Annotated in this window: 25 protein-coding genes; 12 read left to right on the plus strand and 13 right to left on the minus strand. The window is 69.9% G+C overall.

The window, feature by feature from the left end; translation table 11 throughout:
* Window positions 1-21 precede the first annotated feature (21 nt).
* Both IT293_01830 and IT293_01835 read right to left on the minus strand, forming a co-directional pair.
* Complete coding sequence (locus IT293_01830) at window positions 22-771, minus strand: YebC/PmpR family DNA-binding transcriptional regulator (protein MCC6763377.1); 750 nt, start codon at window positions 769-771, stop codon at window positions 22-24.
* A gap of 224 nt (window positions 772-995) precedes the next feature.
* A complete protein-coding gene (locus tag IT293_01835) occupies window positions 996-1,382 on the minus strand; it encodes a PH domain-containing protein (GenBank protein ID MCC6763378.1) in 387 nt (128 codons plus the stop codon).
* A gap of 48 nt (window positions 1,383-1,430) precedes the next feature.
* On the opposite strand from IT293_01835, the gene IT293_01840 reads away from it, so the two are divergent.
* Window positions 1,431-1,655 (plus strand): hypothetical protein, encoded by a 225-nt coding sequence (locus IT293_01840; GenBank protein MCC6763379.1) that lies wholly within the window; start codon window positions 1,431-1,433, stop codon window positions 1,653-1,655.
* 44 nt (window positions 1,656-1,699) lie between these two features.
* Entirely contained in the window at window positions 1,700-2,149 is a 450-nt protein-coding gene (locus IT293_01845) for a hypothetical protein (GenBank protein MCC6763380.1), read from the plus strand.
* Between the two features lie 77 nt (window positions 2,150-2,226).
* Here the strand turns inward: IT293_01845 and IT293_01850 are convergent, their stop codons facing one another.
* Both IT293_01850 and IT293_01855 read right to left on the minus strand, forming a co-directional pair.
* Window positions 2,227-3,093 carry an alpha/beta hydrolase gene (locus tag IT293_01850; protein ID MCC6763381.1) on the minus strand — a complete coding sequence of 289 codons (867 nt, stop codon included), beginning with the start codon at window positions 3,091-3,093 and terminating at the stop codon, window positions 2,227-2,229.
* 45 nt (window positions 3,094-3,138) lie between these two features.
* Complete coding sequence (locus tag IT293_01855; GenBank protein MCC6763382.1) at window positions 3,139-3,999, minus strand: helix-turn-helix transcriptional regulator; 861 nt, start codon at window positions 3,997-3,999, stop codon at window positions 3,139-3,141.
* A gap of 313 nt (window positions 4,000-4,312) precedes the next feature.
* On the opposite strand from IT293_01855, the gene IT293_01860 reads away from it, so the two are divergent.
* Together IT293_01860 and IT293_01865 are read left to right on the plus strand one after the other, a co-directional pair.
* Entirely contained in the window at window positions 4,313-4,831 is a 519-nt protein-coding gene (locus tag IT293_01860) for a hypothetical protein (protein MCC6763383.1), read from the plus strand.
* A gap of 11 nt (window positions 4,832-4,842) precedes the next feature.
* Complete coding sequence (locus IT293_01865) at window positions 4,843-5,544, plus strand: response regulator transcription factor (protein MCC6763384.1); 702 nt, start codon at window positions 4,843-4,845, stop codon at window positions 5,542-5,544.
* A gap of 56 nt (window positions 5,545-5,600) precedes the next feature.
* Here the strand turns inward: IT293_01865 and IT293_01870 are convergent, their stop codons facing one another.
* From IT293_01870 to IT293_01880, 3 genes are all read right to left on the minus strand, one after another.
* A complete protein-coding gene (locus IT293_01870; GenBank protein MCC6763385.1) occupies window positions 5,601-6,032 on the minus strand; it encodes a hypothetical protein in 432 nt (143 codons plus the stop codon).
* A gap of 86 nt (window positions 6,033-6,118) precedes the next feature.
* The gene (locus IT293_01875; GenBank protein ID MCC6763386.1) at window positions 6,119-7,294 is read right to left on the minus strand and encodes a methylamine utilization protein MauG; all 1,176 of its coding nucleotides are present in this window, start codon (window positions 7,292-7,294) and stop codon (window positions 6,119-6,121) included.
* Between the two features lie 467 nt (window positions 7,295-7,761).
* On the minus strand, window positions 7,762-8,991 hold the full coding sequence (locus IT293_01880; GenBank protein ID MCC6763387.1) for a CoA transferase: 1,230 nt from the start codon (window positions 8,989-8,991) through the stop codon (window positions 7,762-7,764).
* Between the two features lie 220 nt (window positions 8,992-9,211).
* Between IT293_01880 and IT293_01885 the strand changes: the two genes are divergently transcribed.
* Window positions 9,212-9,898, plus strand: a complete 687-nt coding sequence (locus IT293_01885; protein MCC6763388.1) for a septal ring lytic transglycosylase RlpA family protein — start codon at window positions 9,212-9,214, stop codon at window positions 9,896-9,898.
* A gap of 115 nt (window positions 9,899-10,013) precedes the next feature.
* Here the strand turns inward: IT293_01885 and IT293_01890 are convergent, their stop codons facing one another.
* From IT293_01890 to IT293_01905, 4 genes are all read right to left on the minus strand, one after another.
* A complete protein-coding gene (locus IT293_01890) occupies window positions 10,014-10,406 on the minus strand; it encodes a divalent-cation tolerance protein CutA (GenBank protein MCC6763389.1) in 393 nt (130 codons plus the stop codon).
* A complete protein-coding gene (locus IT293_01895; protein ID MCC6763390.1) occupies window positions 10,403-11,509 on the minus strand; it encodes a hypothetical protein in 1,107 nt (368 codons plus the stop codon). Before IT293_01895 ends, IT293_01890 begins: the two co-directional genes overlap by 4 nt.
* Complete coding sequence (gene plsX, locus IT293_01900; GenBank protein ID MCC6763391.1) at window positions 11,506-12,525, minus strand: phosphate acyltransferase PlsX; 1,020 nt, start codon at window positions 12,523-12,525, stop codon at window positions 11,506-11,508. Before plsX ends, IT293_01895 begins: the two co-directional genes overlap by 4 nt.
* Before the next feature lie 73 nt (window positions 12,526-12,598).
* Window positions 12,599-13,483 (minus strand): alpha/beta hydrolase, encoded by an 885-nt coding sequence (locus IT293_01905; protein ID MCC6763392.1) that lies wholly within the window; start codon window positions 13,481-13,483, stop codon window positions 12,599-12,601.
* Window positions 13,484-13,573: 90 nt separating this feature from the next.
* Here IT293_01905 and rplU point away from each other — a divergent pair, with 90 nt between their 5' ends.
* Window positions 13,574-13,900, plus strand: a complete 327-nt coding sequence (gene rplU, locus IT293_01910) for a 50S ribosomal protein L21 (GenBank protein ID MCC6763393.1) — start codon at window positions 13,574-13,576, stop codon at window positions 13,898-13,900.
* A 4-nt stretch (window positions 13,901-13,904) separates the two neighbouring features.
* Window positions 13,905-14,162: a 50S ribosomal protein L27 gene (gene rpmA / locus IT293_01915; GenBank protein ID MCC6763394.1), complete on the plus strand. Its 258-nt coding sequence runs from the start codon at window positions 13,905-13,907 to the stop codon at window positions 14,160-14,162.
* Window positions 14,163-14,284: 122 nt separating this feature from the next.
* On the opposite strand, the gene IT293_01920 is transcribed toward rpmA, so the two are convergent.
* Both IT293_01920 and IT293_01925 read right to left on the minus strand, forming a co-directional pair.
* The gene (locus IT293_01920; GenBank protein ID MCC6763395.1) at window positions 14,285-14,518 is read right to left on the minus strand and encodes a BrnA antitoxin family protein; all 234 of its coding nucleotides are present in this window, start codon (window positions 14,516-14,518) and stop codon (window positions 14,285-14,287) included.
* Complete coding sequence (locus tag IT293_01925) at window positions 14,505-14,774, minus strand: BrnT family toxin (protein MCC6763396.1); 270 nt, start codon at window positions 14,772-14,774, stop codon at window positions 14,505-14,507. Before IT293_01925 ends, IT293_01920 begins: the two co-directional genes overlap by 14 nt.
* Before the next feature lie 120 nt (window positions 14,775-14,894).
* Here IT293_01925 and obgE point away from each other — a divergent pair, with 120 nt between their 5' ends.
* Genes obgE through rsfS form a run of 5 tightly spaced genes read left to right on the plus strand, consistent with a single transcriptional unit; the run spans window position 14,895 to window position 19,409 of the window.
* On the plus strand, window positions 14,895-15,959 hold the full coding sequence (gene obgE / locus IT293_01930) for a GTPase ObgE (GenBank protein ID MCC6763397.1): 1,065 nt from the start codon (window positions 14,895-14,897) through the stop codon (window positions 15,957-15,959).
* Window positions 15,960-15,961: 2 nt separating this feature from the next.
* A complete protein-coding gene (gene proB / locus IT293_01935; GenBank protein MCC6763398.1) occupies window positions 15,962-17,101 on the plus strand; it encodes a glutamate 5-kinase in 1,140 nt (379 codons plus the stop codon).
* Window positions 17,098-18,348 carry a glutamate-5-semialdehyde dehydrogenase gene (locus IT293_01940; GenBank protein ID MCC6763399.1) on the plus strand — a complete coding sequence of 417 codons (1,251 nt, stop codon included), beginning with the start codon at window positions 17,098-17,100 and terminating at the stop codon, window positions 18,346-18,348. Before proB ends, IT293_01940 begins: the two co-directional genes overlap by 4 nt.
* A gap of 9 nt (window positions 18,349-18,357) precedes the next feature.
* Window positions 18,358-19,011 carry a nicotinate (nicotinamide) nucleotide adenylyltransferase gene (nadD, locus tag IT293_01945; GenBank protein MCC6763400.1) on the plus strand — a complete coding sequence of 218 codons (654 nt, stop codon included), beginning with the start codon at window positions 18,358-18,360 and terminating at the stop codon, window positions 19,009-19,011.
* Entirely contained in the window at window positions 19,008-19,409 is a 402-nt protein-coding gene (rsfS, locus tag IT293_01950; protein ID MCC6763401.1) for a ribosome silencing factor, read from the plus strand. Before nadD ends, rsfS begins: the two co-directional genes overlap by 4 nt.
* Window positions 19,410-19,411 lie beyond the last annotated feature (2 nt).

Consider the following 19,411-nt stretch of genomic DNA (forward strand, 5'->3'; position numbering starts at 1 on the left):
GCCGACCCGGCGGAGTTCGCGCTACGCGCTCAGGCGCTCGACCTCGTCCTGCGGGATGTCCGCGTTCGCCGACACCTTCTGCACGTCGTCGTGGTCTTCCAACGCCTCGAGCAGCTTGATCGTCTGCTCGGCATCCGAGCCGCGGACGGTGATCGTGTTCTGGGCGACCATCGTCACCTCCGCGGACGTGGTCGCGATGCCGGCCTGGTCCAGGGCGTTCTTCACGTCCTCGAGGGCCTCCGGCGGCGTCGTGACCTCGAACGCCTCGCCGACGTCCTCGATGTCGTCCGCCCCGGCCTCGAGCGCCACCTCGAAGAGCTTGTCCTCGGCGCTCGCGCTCTTGTCGACGGTAATGACGCCCTTCTTGGAAAACATCCAGCCGACGCAACCGTTCTCACCGAGATTGCCGCCGTTCTTGCCGAAGAGGTTGCGGATCTCCGCGACGGTACGGTTCCGGTTGTCGGTGAGGATCTGCAGCATGATGGCGACGCCCGCCGGGCCGTAGCCCTCGTACTGCACCTCTTCGTACGTCACGCCCTCGAGCTCGCCCGTGCCCTTCTTGATGGCGCGCTCGATGTTGTCGGTCGGCATGCTCTGCGCTCGCGCGGTCGTGACCGCCGTTCGCAGCCGCGGATTCGCGTTGACGTCGCCGCCACCCATGCGCGCCGCGACCGTGATCTCCTTGATCAGCTTGGTGAAGATCTTGCCGCGCTTGGCATCCTTGGCCGCCTTCTTGTGCTTGATCGTGCTCCATTTGGAGTGGCCGGACATGACGTTTCCCCTTCCCCGTCGGCACCGCGGCGGACGCGCGCGTCCTCCTGTCGGCGGTTCGAATCTGGTGTGAGATCTCGGCGTTGCGCCAGTCGGACGGGTAGTGCGTGGTTACCATAGGGCGCGCGAACAAGTAAACGCCGTGCCCCGCGCGGTGACGCGGCCGACCATCGCTTCGCCGGCTTCGCTCGGGACGGTCCTGTCGGTCCGCCACCAGCGATCTGTCAGGATGACCCGGGCACCCCGAGGCGCTGAAGATCGCGAAGAAGGTCGTCTTTTCTCAGGGGGGATATGACCACGGACTGCGCAGCTCCATACTCGATGCGGATACGATCGAGCGACAAGGCCGGGCTGGATACCGGATCGTTGGTTCGCTCGACCTTCGAGATCGTGTGAATGGGAATATCCCAGGTGAAGAAGCCGCTTCGAATCCTCAGTGCTGCGTCATTGATCCTGTAGGTCGTGAAAAAGAGGAGGGAGAGCGGAAGACATACGCCGAGCAGCAGGATTGGAACCGCGAGAAGCCCACGACCCGGGATAGGCGCATGGATCATCTGCCAGGCGGCGAATAGTGACGCGAGGGGAACGCCCCCAAGATGATGCCGATCCATGTGTCGACCTTGGATCTATAGAATGCGTTCATTGGAGCCCTCCGAGACATGGCGTTGGATCTGCATGGGCCGCCCGCGTTCGATACCGCCGCGACCAGCTCGGCCGACGTGGACCTCGCCATGCCAGCCCGGAGGATCGGCGTCGATGCCGAGCACGTCACAGACGCGCGTCCGGAGTCGTGCCGCGCCATCCGTCATCGGTCAGCCGTGGCCGATAAGACGGCCGCACCCTCGAAGAAAGCCGCCGTCCGGCGCGCTCCCGACGATCGCTGAACGCCCGGATTGCGGTCGATCGGCCCGACGCATAGACCGTCGGCATGGGACGTCTTGTCGCTCTCGGCGGGATCGCCGATTGGGCATGGCAGATCGTCGGCGAGATCGGCGGTCTCCCCGAGGCGCTCGCGAGCGCACGCGCGACGCTCGAGCGGTTGCCGGATCAGATCGAATCGCTCGTCGTCGCCCTCGAGCAGACGACCGCCGCGCTCGACCGTACCCTGCCGGAATTGACGCGCGCGATCGCCGCGATGGAAGAACGCCTCGAGCACGTCGATCACCTCGCCTCGGAGCTCGTCCTCGATCTCGGACGTGCGGTAGCGGGCGTCGAGCGCGTCTTGCCGGAGGTGACGGGCGCGATCGGGGGCATGGATAGCCGCGTGAGGAACCTCGACACGACCATCTCGGGCCTCGGCCAGATCGTGTTCGGGCTGATCGACGTGATCCCGGGAGCGCGCCGCGTGCTGAAGCGTCCGGGTCCGACCGGCGAATGAACGCGCGCGCGCCGAGCACGACGCGGCATGGCGCACGTCGGCGCGGACGCCACGCCGGTCTCGCCCTCCGTTCGGTTTCAGCCTGCGGCGTTCCAGTGCGCGCGGAGCTCCTCGTTGCAACGAGCGGCGCGCTCTTCCGGGAAGAAGAGGCGTGCCCCCGGAAGCTCGACGCGCCGCCGCGTGCCCGGGATCGTGCGCGCCAGCCACTCCGACCAGCGCACCGGGAAGTACACGTCATCCGTTCCCCACACGACGAGCGTCGGCACGTGCAGTGTCTTCAGCCGCGACTCGATCGCGACCGTCTGCGCGCAATCGAACGCGGCCAGAAACCGCTCGAGATCGCGCACGCGCTCACCTGAGGTCAGGAACGGCCGGAGATAGATCTCGATCGTCTCGTCGCTGACGGCCTCGGGGCGCTCGTACGCGGGTCCGAGGGCCTCGGCCGACCGGTAGAACGGCTTGTTCCCGAGCATGCTCTCGAGGGCGCTCCGCAGTCCGCCCGCAGCGGACATCGCGAGGAAGCCCTTGAAGGCTTCCGGCGGCCAGTTGTCGTGCACGTCGCAGTCCGTGAGCGTCAGGCTGCGGAGGCGCTGCCCGTGGTTGGCGGCCATGATGAGCGCCATGCCGCCTCCGCTGTCGTTGCCGACGACGTCGGCCTGGTCGATCCCGAGCGCATCGAGGAACTCGACGAGCATCGCCGCGTTGGCGGTCGACGACACGTCCCGCGACGGATCGATCGCGGTCGCTCCGTGCGCCAGCAGATCGACGGCGATGCAGCGTCGCAGGTCGGAAAGCCCCGCGAGTTGATGGCGCCAGAGCCATCCGTTCATCAGCACGCCGTGCACGAAGAGGGCGACCGGCCCCGTGCCGTGCTCGACGTAGCTGATGCGTCCCGACGGTGTGTCGACGGTGCGGCGTGTGCTCTCGAAAGTCGTCCGATCCATCTCGCGATTCCTCCTCGACGAAGTGTGGGCCGGCGGCCCCGCTCGTCAGTCTGTAGCGGAGAAGGCGAATCGACACTTTGCGTTTCTTGCGCTCGGATACGGCGAGCCGCCCGCGCGTCGAAAGGCCCGCGGCGCGCGCCCGAACGCGCGCCCGAACGAGCGAATGAAGTGCGCGAGATCGCCGAACCCGACGTCGTACGCGATCGCGGTGATCGGTGCGTCGGTGTCGAGCAGCATCGCCGCCGCGTGCACGAGGCGGCGGCGGACCAGGTACTGGTGCGGCGTGACGCCGACCGTCGTGCGGAAGGTCCGCAGGAAGTGGAACGGGCTCGTGCCGGCGATGCGCGCCACGGCGGCGAGCGTCAAGGCATCGGCGGAATGCTCGTCGAGATAGAGCATGGCGGCGACGACGCGTCCCGTGTCGCGCGCGGTCGGGCGAATCGCGCGCGGCGCTCGGCGGGCGTCCGTTTGCTCCCGGAGCACCCAGACCGCGAGTCCCAGGGCGAGCTCGTCCGCCGACCACGCAACGCCCCCGCGAAGCGCGGCCGCCATCGCATGTGCGAAGACGCCCCCGTAGGGCAGCGGGGGCAGGGCCGGGATGCCGAACGGCGCGGAGAGCTTGCGAACGCCGAAGACCTCGCCGACCTCCGCGATCACCTCGGCGTCGTACGAAACCGCGAGGCAGTAATCGCCCCCGACGTGCTCGTGCGAGCAGACGTACGACGCGCCCGCATTCCCGAGCATGATCGATCCGGGTCCGAGGGTCGTCGCGGTCGAGCCGAGACGATAGGTGAAGCTGCCGCTCCGGACGACATTGATGCAGGTGCGCTCGTGACGTTCTTCGTACGGGCGATCGCCGCGGCGGGCGCCGCAATGACGATCGGCCACCTGAATCGGCGAGGTCATCCGCTTTCGATCGCACGGCCGGGGCGCCGCGCGCTCGCCGTTTTCGGACGCGATGGCCGGTGCGACGATTCGAACCGCCGCACCGACGCCGCCGGCGCCGGCGGGCGCGCCGCAAACCGGGACCGCGCACGATCGTTTGCGGTCCGCCAAGCAGGGTTGGCGGGCGACCGCGGCCGCGCGCGCCTCGCCCGCGCCGCAACACGACTTTTCGCGACCCGCCGCCCCTCGCGCGCACGGCTCACGGCTTGCTCTTTCGTCGAACGACGCCGCGGGACGTCCGCGGGGCCCAAACCAGACGACGGAGGGTGCGACCATGCGATCGATCATCAGCGTTACCGCGGCGGCAGCCGTGCTCGGGCTCACAGTCCCCGCCATCGCCCTCGAAGGAGCCGCGGCGCTCCGCTGCGACGCCGCCATCGCCAAGGGGGAATCGCGGTTGTTCGGCTGCCTCGCCGGGTGCCGAGACAAGGCGGAGAAGCGAGGGCCGGCATTCTCCGCGGCCGACGAAGCGCGCTGTACCGACCGCTGCGAGCGGCCTCTCGCCCGCATCGCCGACGGACCGCGCTGCGCCGGGGCGGCGATGGAGCGCGTGTCGATCGAAAGCGTCGCCGGCCTGGACGCAACGACGCTCCGCTGCCGATCGACGGCGAGCGGCCTCGCGAGCCGGCTCTCGAGCTGCCTTGCCGACTGCTCGGAGCTCGCCGAGCACGCGGCGCTTCGCGGCATCGCGTACGACGGCGCGCTGTGCGTCGCGGCCTGCGAGGCCAACGACGCGACGGCCCTCGCGCTCGCCGAAGCCCGGACGGGCTGCCAACTCGGCGCGGTCGAGTGAGGGGCATGGCCATGACCGCTCGATCGGACGCCGTCGCCACCTTCGGCCACGACATCCTCGGAGGAGCGCCCGTGAGGATCCGCGTGCTGCTGGTCCACCGCAACGACCGCGTGCGCCGCGAGCTGCGCCGCATCCTGGAGGACGAGCCTGCGATCCACGTCATCGGCGAGGCGCGGGACGTGGACGCGGCACGCGCCCCAGCGTCCGATCCACCACACGTAGTCGTCACCGACGCCGCCGCCCCCGCCGCACGGGGCTCCGCCATCGGACGAGCCGCCACGGCGCCGGGCGACCCCGGCGTCGTCCTGGTGGCCCGCCGCGTCCACCCGGAATCGTTGCGCGACGCCCTGCGATCGGGAGCGCTGGGCTACGTCATCGAGGACTCGATCGCCTCCGACCTCGTCTCCGGCGTCCGAGCGGCCGCCGCGAGGCGCCGCTATCTGAGCGCTCGCGCCGAGCAGCTGCTGGTGGACGGCTGCCTCGCCCAGGCCGCCCGCCCGTCCGCCGCCGACCCCGTCGCGCGGCTCACCGGCCGCGAGCGCGAGATCCTCCAGCTCATCGGCGAAGGCCGCCGGCCGCAGGAGATCGCACGGCTCCTCGGGATCGCGCGCACGACGGTCGGCACGCATCGCCGGTCGCTGATGACCAAGCTCGGCTTGCACAACGTCGCGCAGATCGTGCGCTTCGCGATGCGCTCGCGGATGGTGTCCTGACGGACCGGAGCCCGGCGAGGCCCTCGCGCGCCGGCGCGGGTCTCAGTCGCTCCCCGTCAGGCCAGCGGTGTCCGGGAGGCTTCGTCGAGCGCATGGTGCTTGCCCGTCAGCCAGTACGCGACGCCGGCCACGAGAAATCCCACCGACGTCGCCGTCGTCTCGTTCCAGAACATGCAGACGGGGCCGCAGGTCGGGACCGCGAGCGACATGATCCCGCACGGCAGCATGACGAAGAAGCCGCAGAGCGGCCCGCGGAGATACCAGCGAGGCGGCCACCACGTGATGCCCACCAGCGTGCCGACGAGCAGCCGCGCCGTGTACCAGCTCCACACCGCGACCGCCCCCTTCAGATAGTAGAGGTTGAACTTCTCCGGGATCGGCCCGTGCAAGAACATCGGAACCCACCCGAGCGCGAAGCCGACGAGGGCGCAGAGGAGCGGATACGGCAACCGACGCACCACCCGCGTGTAGCCCGGAGCGCGCGACACCCGCAAGATCCCGGACGCCGCGCGCCCGTCTCCTTCGTGTCGAGCGCCGGCTCCTCGTCGCCATCGTGCAGTCGCGAACGGCCGGCCTACTCGGGAATCAAGTGCTCGTACCGGCGATCGGTGAGAAGCCGCATGAACGCAACCAGGGCGTCGACCTCGTCGTCGGTCAATCCCGGACCATGCTCGAGATCTTCCAAGGCGACCGTCTCGGCGACCTCCGGATCGCCCCACGGCTCGCCGGTCTCCGGATTCGTAACGCGCTCGGGGTTGTTGAACTTGTCGTAGAACAGGACGACCGTTCGCAGATCGGCGAACACCCCGTTGTGCATGTAGGGGCCGGTCACGGCGACGTTGCGGAGGGTCGGCACCTTGAATTTGCCGTTCTGGGCGGGGTCGGTGATCGCCGGATTTCCGAAGAGGCCCTTGTCGACGAAGCCGTCGGGGGTTCCGTTGACCGCTCGGACCGACGCATTCACGGGCACGCCGATGTTCTCGTACTCGTAGTTGCTGAAGGTCTCCTTCGGCCGGAAGGGCAACGTCTGCAACTGGTGGCAGATGTTGCAGTTGGTGAACTGCTCGGAGAAGAACAGGACCTTGCCGAGGGATTCCTGGCTCGTCAGCTCGTACTCGCCCCGCAGGTGGCGGTCGTACTTCGAGTCGAACGGGGCGAACAGATCGTCGCGCTCCTCCTCGAACGCCGCGATGCTCTCGGCCATGGCGGCGTAGGCGGCATCGGCGTCGTCGAAGATGCGATCGCCGTAGAGGGACTCGAAGGCCTCCACGTATTCGCTGCTCTCCTGGATGCGCGCCACCACGGAGGCCTTGTCGGGCATGCCCATCTCGATGGGGTTCAACGGCGGGCCGGCCGCCTGGTCCGCCAGCGTCGCGGCCCGGCCGTCGAGGAACTGGCCGCCCCGCGGGAGGCCGTCGGCCGCGATCGCGAAGGCCGGGCTGTGCCGAGCATAGGCCGCCGTCGGCGTGTTGCGATCGCCGAGCGAGACGCCGTCGTCTCCGAGGGAAACCGCGCCCCCCACGCCGTTGTCCCTGGGGTCGACGAAGGCGTGCTCCGGATCGTGACACGTCGCGCAGGATTGCGTTCGGTTCCTGGAAAGGTTGGTGTCCGCGAACAGCCGCTCGCCGAGCAGGGCGCGCGTACTCAATGCCGGCGAGTCGTCCCCGGAGCTTCCACCGGAGCCTCCGCCCGAACACCCAGCCAAGCCAACGACGACGAACCCGAACGCCACGATACGGTGTAATCGCATGCGGCGACTATGTTGAGAATGATTATCAGTTGCAAGTCTCGTTGCGCGCTCCGGGTCATGAATCCGCGTGACATCCGTCATCGAGCGACGCCCGTTGCGAGAGGCCGGGCGCTCGACGCGATCCATTCCTTGGACGAGGTGCTCGGTCGCGCCGCGAGATACTGCAGCGGGACGCGGGAGGATTGGCAGGGCTGGGCCAAGCGGCCGTAGGAACACTCGCCGCCGGGCACCCAGCGGGACCACTCGGTGCTCCAGCGACAGCGCTACGGCCCCATCCGTGGGCGCGACCCCTACCACGGTCGCGCGCGGAGGACGCGGCTCCGCTCCGCGTAACGCGCGTCGGGTGCGCCGAAGGAAAGCCGAAGTCGTAACCGTCGCTCAGGGCCGCGCGGCGCCGTACGCGGCCGAAAGCGGAGGAGCGCCGACGACCAGTGTACGGCCCCGGCCTCGCCGCTTCGAAGCGACGCTCAGCCGAGCAGTTTGCTCGCCTTGATGGCGGCGATCTTCGCCGCGTCGTAGCCGAGCACGTCGCGCAGCACTTCGTCGCCGTGCTCGCCGACGGTCGGCGCCCTGGCCGGCTCCAGGGTCGGTTCACCGACGAACCGCACCGGGAAGCCGAGCATGTCGGCGCCGTGCCGCTCGTGCGGCCAGATCTCGAAACGGCTCTGGAACTGCGGATCGTCGACGATGTTCTTCGGTGTGTTCACCGGCGCGATCGGCGTGTTGACCCGGATACTGAAGTCCAACCACTCCCGACTGCGCTTGGTCTTGAAGATGTCGCGCAGCACGGTCTGCAGCTCGCGGTTGCCGCGCGCGTGGTCGGCGAACTTCGAGCCAGGCCACTTCTCGAACAGGTCCATGCGGCCGACGCCCTCGCAGAAGTTCCGCCAGAGGGATTGCTCCGACGCCATGAACAGCACGTGGCCGTCCTGCGATTCGTACAACTGATACCGCACGCCTTCCCGCATGCCGGCCGTCGCGACCGGGCGGCGCTCGTAACCGTCGGCCTTGTTGCCGGTGACGATCGCTGCGGGGCGCGCATAGGCGAGGTAGCTCTCGCTGCGGTACCAGTCGAAGGCGGCGGCAGCGTCGCTCTGAGCGAGATCCATGAAGCACCCCTCACCGGTGGCACGCGCCCGGATGACGCCGGCCAGCACGCCCAACCCGCCGAACAAGGGGGCGGCATTGATACCGATGCTGACGTGCTCGGGGATGTAGCAGAACCCCTCGTCGTCATAGGCCGGCGAGACGACTCCCGCCCAGGTGTCGTAGGCGATGCCGTGCGAAGGCATGTCGCGGTAGGGGCCGGTCATGCCGTAACCCGACACCGTGCAGAAGACGATCTTCGGGTTGACCTTCTTCAGGTCGTCGAACCCGAGACCGTACTTGTCCAACGTACCGGGCTTCGACGCCTCGATGACGACGTCGGCATCTCTCACCAGATCGCGGTAGATCTCGCGCGCCTCCTCCCGCTTGAGATCGAGCGTGATGCTCTTCTTGCCGCGGTTGAGGTGGTAGTGCATCAGCGAAACTCCCTCGATGATCGGCCACGTCATTTCGCGAATGTAGTCCCCGGACGGGGACTCGACCTTGATGACCTCCGCACCAAGGTCGACGAGAGCGGTGGTGATGGCGGCGGGTCCGAGAATGGAGCTTTCGATGATGCGCAAGCCGGCGAGCGGAGCCTGTGTGTTCATGGGGGCAAGGTCTGTAGCAAAGGGCAGCGCAGCAATACAAAGCCGTGCCGCTCCACGAGCGGACGCTGGCACCGTCCGGGCATCCGGCATCGCCCAGCACGCGCCCGAATGAATGGCAGCTCGGCGTCCCGCCGGGCGACATGAGCCTTGCCGCCGCCTCGCCGCTCGCGCGGCGAGCAACGTGGACCTGGCGCGAGATGCGGGCTAGAGTCGCGGCGGAATGGTGGGGCGGGGCGGGGAGAGCATGCAGTGCCGCGCGGGCGGCCGGCACGTGGCCGTGGCGCTCGCGCTCGCGGTCCTCGCGGGGTGCAGCACGCGCGCGGTCGCACCGACGCCGGGCCATCCGCAGAGTGGCATTGCGTCCTGGTACGGGCCGGGGTTCCACGGGCAGCCGACGAGCAGCGGCGCGATCTACGACCAGCACGCGCTCACGGCCGCCCACCAGAAGCTGCCGCTCGGCACGCGCGCGCGCGTCACCAACCTCGAAAACGGCAAGTCGGTCGAGGTGCTCATCAACGACCGGGGCCCGTTCGCGAAGGGCCGCATCATCGACCTCTCGTACGGCGCCGCCCGCGAGATAGGCATGATCGGTCCGGGCACGGCGCGCGTCCGCGTCGACGTGGTGGCGCGGCCCGCGAATGGCGCGTCGCACGTCGCGTACTGCGTGCAGGTCGGCGCCTTCGGCGACGAGGACAAGGCGCGCGCGCTGCGCGCGCGCCTCGCGCCGAGCTACGACGACGTCTACATCAGTCCCGTGCAGGCGCAGCCCGAACGCATGCCTGCACCCCAGAGGGTGTACCGCGTGCGCGTCGGCCCGTACGCGGAGCGCACCCGCGCCGAATACCGCGCCGCCGCGCTCGCCGACCTCGGCCTGCCGGCCGTCGTGACCGAAGAGCCGCAGCAATGATCCGGCGCGCGAGAATCCGAAACGGCGGCTCGTCGCCATCCGCGTGAGCAGGAGCAAGAGCGCAGCAACGGCCGCGGAGACGCGCCTCGAGGCACCCCGCGAAGATTCTCTCGGGCTAGCGCGGCCGCGGCCGGACCGATCGTGGCGCCGGTGGCGCGGGCGCCGACCGGCGCCGTCGCTTCGCTCGCGGCGCGCTCGTTTCGGCGGCGAGCCAGCGGAGATACGGCGCCGACCCGGAAGCGATCGGCAGCACGATCGCCTCGGGCACGTCGTACCCGTGGAGCGCGCGCAAGCGCGCCGTCAGCCTGGCCGCGCGGGCGCGTCGCGTCTTGATGACCATCAGCACCTCGGCGGCGCGCGCGACCTTCCCCTGCCAGCGATAGATCGACGTGATCGGGTCGACGAGGTTCACGCAGGCCGCCAAGCGCTCCTCGACGAGCGCCGCCGCGATCCGCTCCGCCTCGTCCCGCGAGCCGGCGGTCGACAGGATCACGACCGCCGCGGTCACGACGCGGCCTCGCCGGGACGTCCGCCGCTCGCGAGCCACGCGTCGACGAGCCGAGGATAGTCGATCACCACGGGCCGCTTCGCCGGCAACGGCTTCGGCGTCGGCCGGCGCCGCCGCAACCGCCGCCAGAGCCGTTGCGTCCACGAGCCCTGCGCCGCCGTCGAGGGCAGCACCCCCGACTCTTCGAGATCGCGGCGCAGCGCCGGCTCGTCGTCGCGGAGGTGTCCGCGCCGGACGAGGTCATCGAGCGAGTTCCGGAGCTGCGCGCGCGTATAGGCCGCGCGGTCGATCAGCGAGTGGCCAACGGCCACCACGGCGGCGAGCGGCACCATTCCCTCCTCGTGCAGCACGAGCGCGGTCTGGAAGTAGTTGAACGTCGGGACCAGGCGAGCGCCGAAGGTGCGGAAGCGCCCCGGCGGCGTGCGCCGCTCGAGGTTGATGAAAATGCGTCGCACGGCGTCCGCGGTCGGAATCTTGCGGGCCAGGCCGCGGATCTCGACGAGACGCGCCGGGTCGATCCGCAGCCTGACCAGGATGTCGCCGAGGGCCTGGTGGTCGAGCCGTCCCGCCACCACGTCGGCGTAGAGCGAGTAGCAGAGCGAATCGGACTCCCAGTCGTCGCCGAAGAGGTATTCCACGGCGCCGGCGGGCGCGGCGAGCCGCGCTTGCAGGAGCTCGGCGAGCTTGAAGCCGATCTGCTCGCGGAGGAAGCGGAACCGTCCGCGCACCAGGTGCTGCAGCTGGTCCTTGAAGACGATGCCGTCGATCTCGACGCCGTCGAGCGCGAGCTTCTCGCGGATGGCGCGGCCAATCTGCGGCGGGCTCGCGGAGACGAAATACACGAGAACCCTGCGGCCCTCGGCGCGAGCTCCCGCGCGCAGCGCGCGCATCAGCGCCACCACGCCCGGCTCGTCGACCTTGTCCTCGGCGCGCTCGAACGGCACGCGCATCATCTTGGTGAGGCTGTCGAAGTCGGACTTGAGGTAGGTCTTGTCGAGATCCCAGCGGTAGACGACGGGCGGCAGCGCCGCGGAGGCGCGCCGGCGTGGACGCCGCGTCCGCAACGCGTCGGCCCAGCCGAGGCGCTTCTCCCGCGCGCTCACGCCCGCACCGCCTGGATGCCCGCCGCGATCTCGGCGACGACGCCGTCGCGCACCGTCTTCGCCGCGAGCTTCACCGCGTTGGCGATCGCCGGCGCGCGCGAGCGCTCGTGCGCCTTCACCAGGAGCTGCTCGAAGCCGAGGAGCGGCGCGCCCGCGTAGGTCGCGTGATCGGTGAGATGCGCCACCTCGCGGAGTCCGCGCGACAGGAGACGCATGCCGAGCCGCCACACGAAACGCTGCTTCACGGCGTGGCTCGCCACGTCGTTCACGACGTCGGTGATGCCCTCGATGAACTTCAGCACGACGCTGCCGAGCAGCCCCTCGCACACGATCACGTCGGCGCGGCCCTTCGCGACGTCGCTGCCCTCCACGTTGCCGACGAAGTCGATCGCCGGCAGCGCCGCCAGGCGCTCGTGCGCCTCGGCGAGCACGTCGCCGCCGCGGAACGGCTCCGCTCCCATGTTGAGGAGACCGACCCGCGGCCGCGCGACCTTCGACACGCAGTGCGCCCACGCGCTGCCCATCACGGCGAACTGCACGAGGTCGGCAGCATCGCAGCGCACGGTCGCGCCGACGTCGAGCAGCATCGCCAGCGGGTCCTGCCCCGGATGATCGGTGTGCCGTGAGTAGACGCTCGCGAGCGCGGGTTTCCGTACGCCCTTGATGGTGCGGAACTCGCGGGCGCACGCGAGGAGGCACGCCCCCGTGTTGCCGGCGCTCACGAGCGCGTCCGCCTGTCCTTCGGCGACGAGCGACGCGCCGACCCGGATCGACGCGTCGCGCTTCGCCCGCAAGGCCTCGCGCGGCGGCTCCTGCATGCCGACCGCGTCGGCGGCGTGATGGATGCGGATGTGCGCCGGGTCGTACGACAGAGTGTCCAACACCGCCTGGATGCGCGGCTCGTCGCCGACGAGCACGCACTCGATCGCAGTCGCGAGCGACGCGGCGGCGACGCCCTTCACGATCTCCTCGGGAGCCAAGTCTCCTCCCATCGCATCCACCGCTATGACTGGCATCGGAGGGCGAGATCATAGCGGGACGCGCGCGGCGCCCCAAGCCGTGACGCGCGACCGCGCCGCGGCGCCGCTCCTACGCGCGCCCCCCGAGGAAACCCGTCACGACGTCGAGGAACACCTCGAGTTGGTCGTGGTGGACCCAGTGGCCGGCTTTCTCGACGTTCACGACGCGTGCGTTGGCGAAGAAATCGGCGCGGCCGTCCGCGAGCGGATCGCCGACCCAGCTCTCCATGCCGCGGACAAGGAGGGTCGGGCAGGTGATGCGGCGCCAGAGCGCGCGCGCGTCGCCGACGTTGAAGGAGTACGGCGAAAACGCGCGCACGTAGTTGTCGAACTTCCAGCTGTACGTACCGTCCTCGTTCTGATTGACGCCGTGGACCGTCAGGTGGCGGGCCTGCTCCGGCGTGAGCCGCGTGTTCTCGCTCTGCATGCGCGCGAGCGCCTCGTCGATCGATGCGTACTTCCGCGGCACCCGTCCCGCGAGCGCGCGCATCGAGTCGATCCACGCGGTCATGCGCTCGTGAACCTGCATCTTCGCCCGCTCGGCGATGACGGTCGGCGGCGGCCCGAGCCCCTCGACGGCGATCAGCTTGGCGACGTTCTCGGGACGGAGGCCGGTGTACGAGAGGCTGAGCGCCCCGCCGAGCGAATGCCCGACGATCGTGACGGGTGCGAGCTTCTTCTGGTGCACGAGCTGGGCGAGATCGTAGACGTAGTCGGCCATCGCGTAGTTCGCTCCCGTGACCCACTGGGAGTCGCCGTGCCCCCGGAGATCCGGCGCAAGGACGTGCCAGTCCCGCCGCAGCCGCTCCGCGACCCAATCCCAGTTCCGGCAGTGGTCGCGCCCGCCGTGCACGAGCACGAGCGGCGGGGCGTCCTCGTTCCCCCAGTCGACGTAGTGCAAACGGAGGCGTTGCGACACGAAGAACTGCGAGGTCGGCCCGGTCACGGCCCGCATGATGGCGCGTCCGTCCGAGCCTCGCCATGCCCGCGCGCCCGCCCCGCGAGTTGACAGCCGCCCCCTCGTCGCGTATCGACCTCGGTTCCCATGGACTACGCGGTCATCCGTTCCGGCGGCAAGCAGTATCGGGTCAGCCCCGGCGACACCCTCCGGCTCGAGAAGCTCGCGGGAGAACCCGGCTCCAGCTTCGCGTTCGAGGAGGTGCTGCTCGCCTCCGGTGACGGCGGGATCCAGGTGGGCAAGCCGCTGGTCCCGGGCCTCCGGGTCCTCGGCGAGATCGTGCGCCACGAGAAGGCCAAGAAGATCCTGGTCTTCAAGAAGAAGCGCCGGAAGAACTACCGCCGGAAGCAGGGTCATCGGCAGAACCTCACGATCGTGCGAGTGACCGGCATCGAGCGCGGAGCAGGAGCGTAAGGCCATGGCGCACAAGAAGGGGCAGGGCAGCAGCCGGAACGGGCGAGACAGCGCCGGGCAGCGACGGGGCGTCAAGGTCTTCGGCGGCGAGGTCGCGAAGGCCGGCCACATCCTCGTGCGCCAGGTCGGGACCAAGATCCACCCCGGGAAGAACGTCGGATTGGGCCGCGACTACACCCTCTTTGCCACCACCGACGGCATCGTGAAGTACGAGCGGCTCGGCAAGGATCGCCGGCGCGTCTCGGTATATCCCCCCGCCTGACGCGCGCGCGAAGCGCCCCCCGTCCGTTCGGAAAGTCGCCGCCGCCCTCGGAGAGGGTGCGACGCAGCGTCGATCGAGGGCGCGCGGCGTCGCCAGGCATGGGCGATCACGCGCGGACGGCACTAATCGACGCGCCGGACCGCGCGCGCCAGGATGTCGTTGATGAGCGACTGGTACGGCTCGCCCCGCTTCGTCGCCATCTTCTTCAACTTCGTGAGCACGTCCGGATCGAGTCGCAATGAAACCGCCCGGCGCGGTGCGCGCCCGAGCGGCGGTCGTCCGCCGCGGCGCATGCTGCGTAGTTGCGCGTCCGAGAGCTCGGGAATGTCGCTGAAGTCGATCTTAGGCCTGCGCATACCTCACGCGCTCCTTCCGGCCGGCCAGCCTCGCGCTGATGATCCGAACGCCCACGCCCCGCATCGTGTAGGCCACGACCAGGATCCGACCCCGCGCGCTCCGTCCGAGGCGCAGGCGTCGAGATTCGAGGAAGGAATGGGACACATCGGGACCATCGAGTGCTCGTTCATCGTCGAACGTCGTCGCGGCCTCGGCAAACGAGACGCCATGCTTGTCCGCGTTCCGGAGCGCCCTGCGCGTATCCCACTGAAACACAGGTTACGTATATACTCAACCTGCCGAATCGGTCGGGAGAGCTACTCGTAGCGCCTTCTTCCGCCGTTTTCCGTCGCTTGTCGTGATTCCGGAGGTTCGGGTACAGTCTGAAACTTCCTCATGAAATTCGTCGACGAAGTGACGGTCTCCGTGAAGGCCGGCGACGGAGGGCGCGGGTGCATGGCGTTCCTGCGCGAGAAGTATCGACCCTACGGAGGGCCGATCGGGGGAGACGGAGGCCGCGGAGGAGACGTGGTGTTCGTCGCCGACGAGGGGTTGAACACCTTGCTGGATTTCCGCTTCCAGCGGCGCCTCGAGGCGGGGCGCGGAGAGCACGGCCGCGGGAAAGGGCAGCACGGCGCCACGGGGGAGACCAGACGGGTGCGGGTGCCGGTCGGAACGCGGATCCTCGACGCGGCGACCGGCGAGCTGCTCTTCGACCTCGATACGCCGGGCCGCGAAGTGGTCGTGGCGGCCGGCGGGCTCGGCGGGCGCGGCAACATGCGCTTCGTGAGCGCGACCAATCGCGCGCCCCGGCGCACCGAGCCCGGCCTTCCCGGCGAGGCGCTCGAGGTACGGCTCGAGCTCCGGCTCCTCGCCGACGTCGGTCTCGTCGGCTTCCCGAACGCCGGGAAGTCGACGTTCATCGCGGCGGTGTCGGCGGCGCGCCCGCGCATCGCCGACTATCCCTTCACGACGCTCGTGCCGAACCTCGGCGTGGCGCAGGTCGGTGAGAGCGCGGTCGTCCTCGCGGACGTGCCGGGGCTCATCGAGGGCGCCCACCTCGGCCAGGGGCTCGGCATCCGCTTCCTCCGTCACCTCGCGCGCACCGCGGTCCTGGTGCATCTCGTCGATCTCTCCGACGAGCGCGACCCGCTCGCGGCCTACGACACGATCAACCGCGAGCTCGCCGCCTACGACGAGGCCCTGAGCGCGAAACCTCAGCTCGTCGTCGCGACGAAGCTCGACGTGACCGAGGCGCGCGTGCGCCTCGCCGCCGCGACGGCGGCATTCGCCGCGCGCGGCGTCACGCTGCACGCGGTCTCGGCGGCAACCGGCGAGGGCATGTCGGCCTTGATGCGCATCGTCGCGGGCCTCGTCGAGAAGATCCGCGCCGAGGCGAAGGCCGCCACGCACGTCGATCCGACCTCTGCCGACGCGCCCGTCGAGCTGCCGGCGCCGTGAGGATCGGCCAACACCGCGGCGCCGCCGCCCGCCGCGTCATCGTGAAGATCGGCAGCGCCGTGCTCGCGGGCAGCGACGGCGGCCTCGACCGCGCGCGTATCGACGCGCTCGTGGACGAGATCGCGGCGCAGCACGCGGCCGGACGCGAGATGGTGGTGGTGACCTCCGGGGCCGTCGCCGCCGGTCTCATCCGCCTCGGCCTCGCGCAGCGGCCGAAGCTCATCCCGCAGAAGCAGGCGGCGGCCGCGGTCGGTCAGATCGGCGTGATGGGCGCCTACGAGGCGTCCTTCGCGCGCCACGGCCTCAAGGTCGCCCAGGTGCTGCTGACGAGCGACGACATGTCGAGCCGGCGCCGGCACCTGAACGCCGAGCACGCCTTCAAGGCGCTCCTCGAATGGCGCGTGATCCCGATCGTGAACGAGAACGACACCGTGGTCGTCGACGAGATCAAGCTCGGCGACAACGACAACCTGTCGGCGCTGACGGCGCTCCTCCTCGAAGCCGACCTGCTCGTCATCCTGAGCGACGTCGGCGGCCTCTACGACGCCGATCCCCGCGTCAATCCGCAGGCCAGGCTCGTCGCCATCGTCGACGCGGTCACGCCGGCTGTCGAGGCGATGGCGGGCGGCGGCGGACCGCTCGGCACGGGCGGCATGGCGACCAAGCTCGCCGCGGCGCGGAAGGCAACCGCCTCCGGCATCGCGACGATCATCGCCGACGGCCGGCGCCCAGGCGTGCTCGGTGCGGTGCTCGCCGGCGCCCCGGACGTCGGCACGTTCTTCCGCCCCGTCGGCGACCGCCTCGCGAGCCGCAAGCGCTGGATCGCCTACACGCTGAAGCCGGGCGGCAGCATCGTCGTCGACGATGGCGCGCGGCGCGCGATCGTCGAGCAGGGCCGAAGCCTCCTCGCCTCGGGCCTGCGGGCGGTCGACGGAGACTTCGGCGTCGGCGCGTGCGTGCTGTGCAAGGACCTCGCGGGTCGCGAGTTCGCCCGCGGGCTCGTGAGCTACAGCGCCGCCGAGCTCGAGAAGATCAAAGGACGCCACTCGCGCGAGATCGAAGGCATCCTCGGCTACAAGATGGGCGACGAGGTGATCCACCGGGACGACCTCGTACGCCTCACCAAAGGAGATCCCTCGTGAGCCTCGAACAAGACGTCGTCGCCCTCTGTCGGGCCGCGCGCGCCGCGGCGCCCGCGATCGCGCGCGCTACGACCGCGGAGAAGGACGCCGCGCTCCACGCCGGCGCCGCGGCGCTGCGGGCGCGCACCGGCGAGCTCATCGCCGCCAACGCGATCGACGTCGAGGCGGCGCGCGCCGCCGGCGTCGCCGCCGCCTTCCTCGACCGCCTGACGCTCACACCGGCGCGGGTCGACGCGATGGCGGTCGGGCTCGAGCAGATCGCCGCCCTGCCCGACCCGGTCGGCGAGGAGATCGCGCGCTGGAGCCGGCCGAACGGGCTCGACATCCAGCAGGTCCGTGTGCCCCTCGGCGTGATCGGCATCATCTACGAGTCGCGGCCGAACGTGACCGCCGACGCCGCCGGCCTCTGCGTGAAGTCCGGCAACGCGGTCGTGCTGCGCGGCGGCAGCGAGGCGTTCCGCACGAACTGCCTCATCGCCGACGTGCTGCGCGACGCCGCCACCACCATCCCGCGCGACGCGATCGCGCTCGTGCGCAGCACCGACCGCGCCGCCGTTCAGATCCTCCTCAAGCAGGACGATCTCATCGACGTCATCATCCCGCGCGGCGGCGAGGAGCTGATCCGCGCCATCACCGAGGGCTCGCGCATCCCGGTGATCCAGCATCTGAAGGGCGTCTGCCAGCTCTACGTCGACGCCAAGGCCGATCTGGCGCTCGCCGAGAAGCTCGTCATGAATGCCAAGACGCAGCGACCCGGCGTCTGCAACGCGATCGAGAACCTGCTGGTGCACCGCGACGTCGCCGCGCGGTTCCTGCCTGCGATCGCGCAGCGACTCGTCGCCGCGGGCGTCGAGCTGCGCGGTTGCGCGGAAACGGTCCGGCTCGTACCCGGCACGAAGGCCGCGACCGACGCCGACTGGAGCACCGAATACCTCGACCTCGTGCTGTCGGTGAAGGTCGTCGATGGGATCGACGAGGCGATGGCATTCATCCGCCGCCACGGATCGGGGCTCGCGGAGGCGGTCGTCACGACCGACCGGACCGCCGCCGATCGCTTCACCGCCGAGGTCGACTCCGCAGCCGTGTTCGTGAACGCGTCGACCCGCTTCACCGACGGCTTCGAGTTCGGGTTCGGCGCGGAGATCGGCATCAGCACGAACCGCCTGCACGCGCGCGGACCGATGGGGCTCCGCGAGCTCACCACGTACAAGTACGTCGTGCGCGGCAACGGTCAGATCCGCACCTGACGGAACGCGATGCGGCGCATCGGCCTCTTCGGCGGCACCTTCGATCCCGTGCACCTGGCGCACCTCCGGACCGCCGAGGAGGCGCGCGAAGCGCTCGCGCTCGACCGCGTCGACCTGGTGCTCGCCGCGACGCCGCCGCACAAGCCGCCCGGCGCGCAGGCCCCGGCGGCCGACCGGCGGCGGATGCTGGAGCTCGCGGTCGCGGGCGATCCGCATCTCGGGCTCGACTTCTCGGAGCTCGACCGCGAGGGACCGTCGTACTCGATCGACACGGTCCGCCACGTCCAGGCGCGCGAGCCCGACGCGGCGCTCACTTTCATCTTGGGCGCCGACGCGTTCGCGGAGATCGGCACCTGGAAGGACGTTGCGACCATCCTCACCCTCTGTGACTTCTGCGTCATATCGCGTCCGGGAACGCGCGACGGTGAACTTCCGATTGCCGTCGAAAATGCGTTCTGTTATGACTCGAAGCGTGGAGTGTACGTGCATCGCTCCGGTCGAGCGCTTCGTTTCCTCCCGGTGACGGCACTGATGATCTCCGCTTCCGACATTCGTCGACGCCGTGCCGAAGAGCGATCCATTCGGTATCTCGTCCCCGACGCCGTCGCCGAATACATCGCGGCCCACGGGCTCTACTCCACGGGGAGGACCGCCGCCCGTTGACGGCTTCCGACGGTCTCACGAAGGCGCTCCAGTGCGCGGCGGCCGCGCTGGACAAGAAAGCGATCGATCTCGTCGTCCTCGACGTCCGCGGCCTCACCTCGATCGCGGATTACCTCCTGATCTGCACCGGACGCTCCGACCGGCAGGTGCAGGCGATCGGGCAGGCGGTCGACGAGGAGCTCCGCACGCGCGGCCATCGACCGATCGCCGTCGAGGGCATGACGCGCGGACAATGGGTGCTGATGGACTTCAACGACGTCATCGTCCACGTGTTCCAGAAGCCGATCCGCGAGTTCTACGACCTCGAGCGCCTCTGGGAGCACGCGGCCGAGGTGCCGCTGCCCGAGCCGCTCCGCAGTCAGGCGCTGGGATTCGACAGCGAGACCGCCGCGGTCTGAGC

This window comes from Deltaproteobacteria bacterium, from assembly GCA_020848745.1.
GTDB lineage: Bacteria > Desulfobacterota > Binatia > UTPRO1 > UTPRO1 > UTPRO1.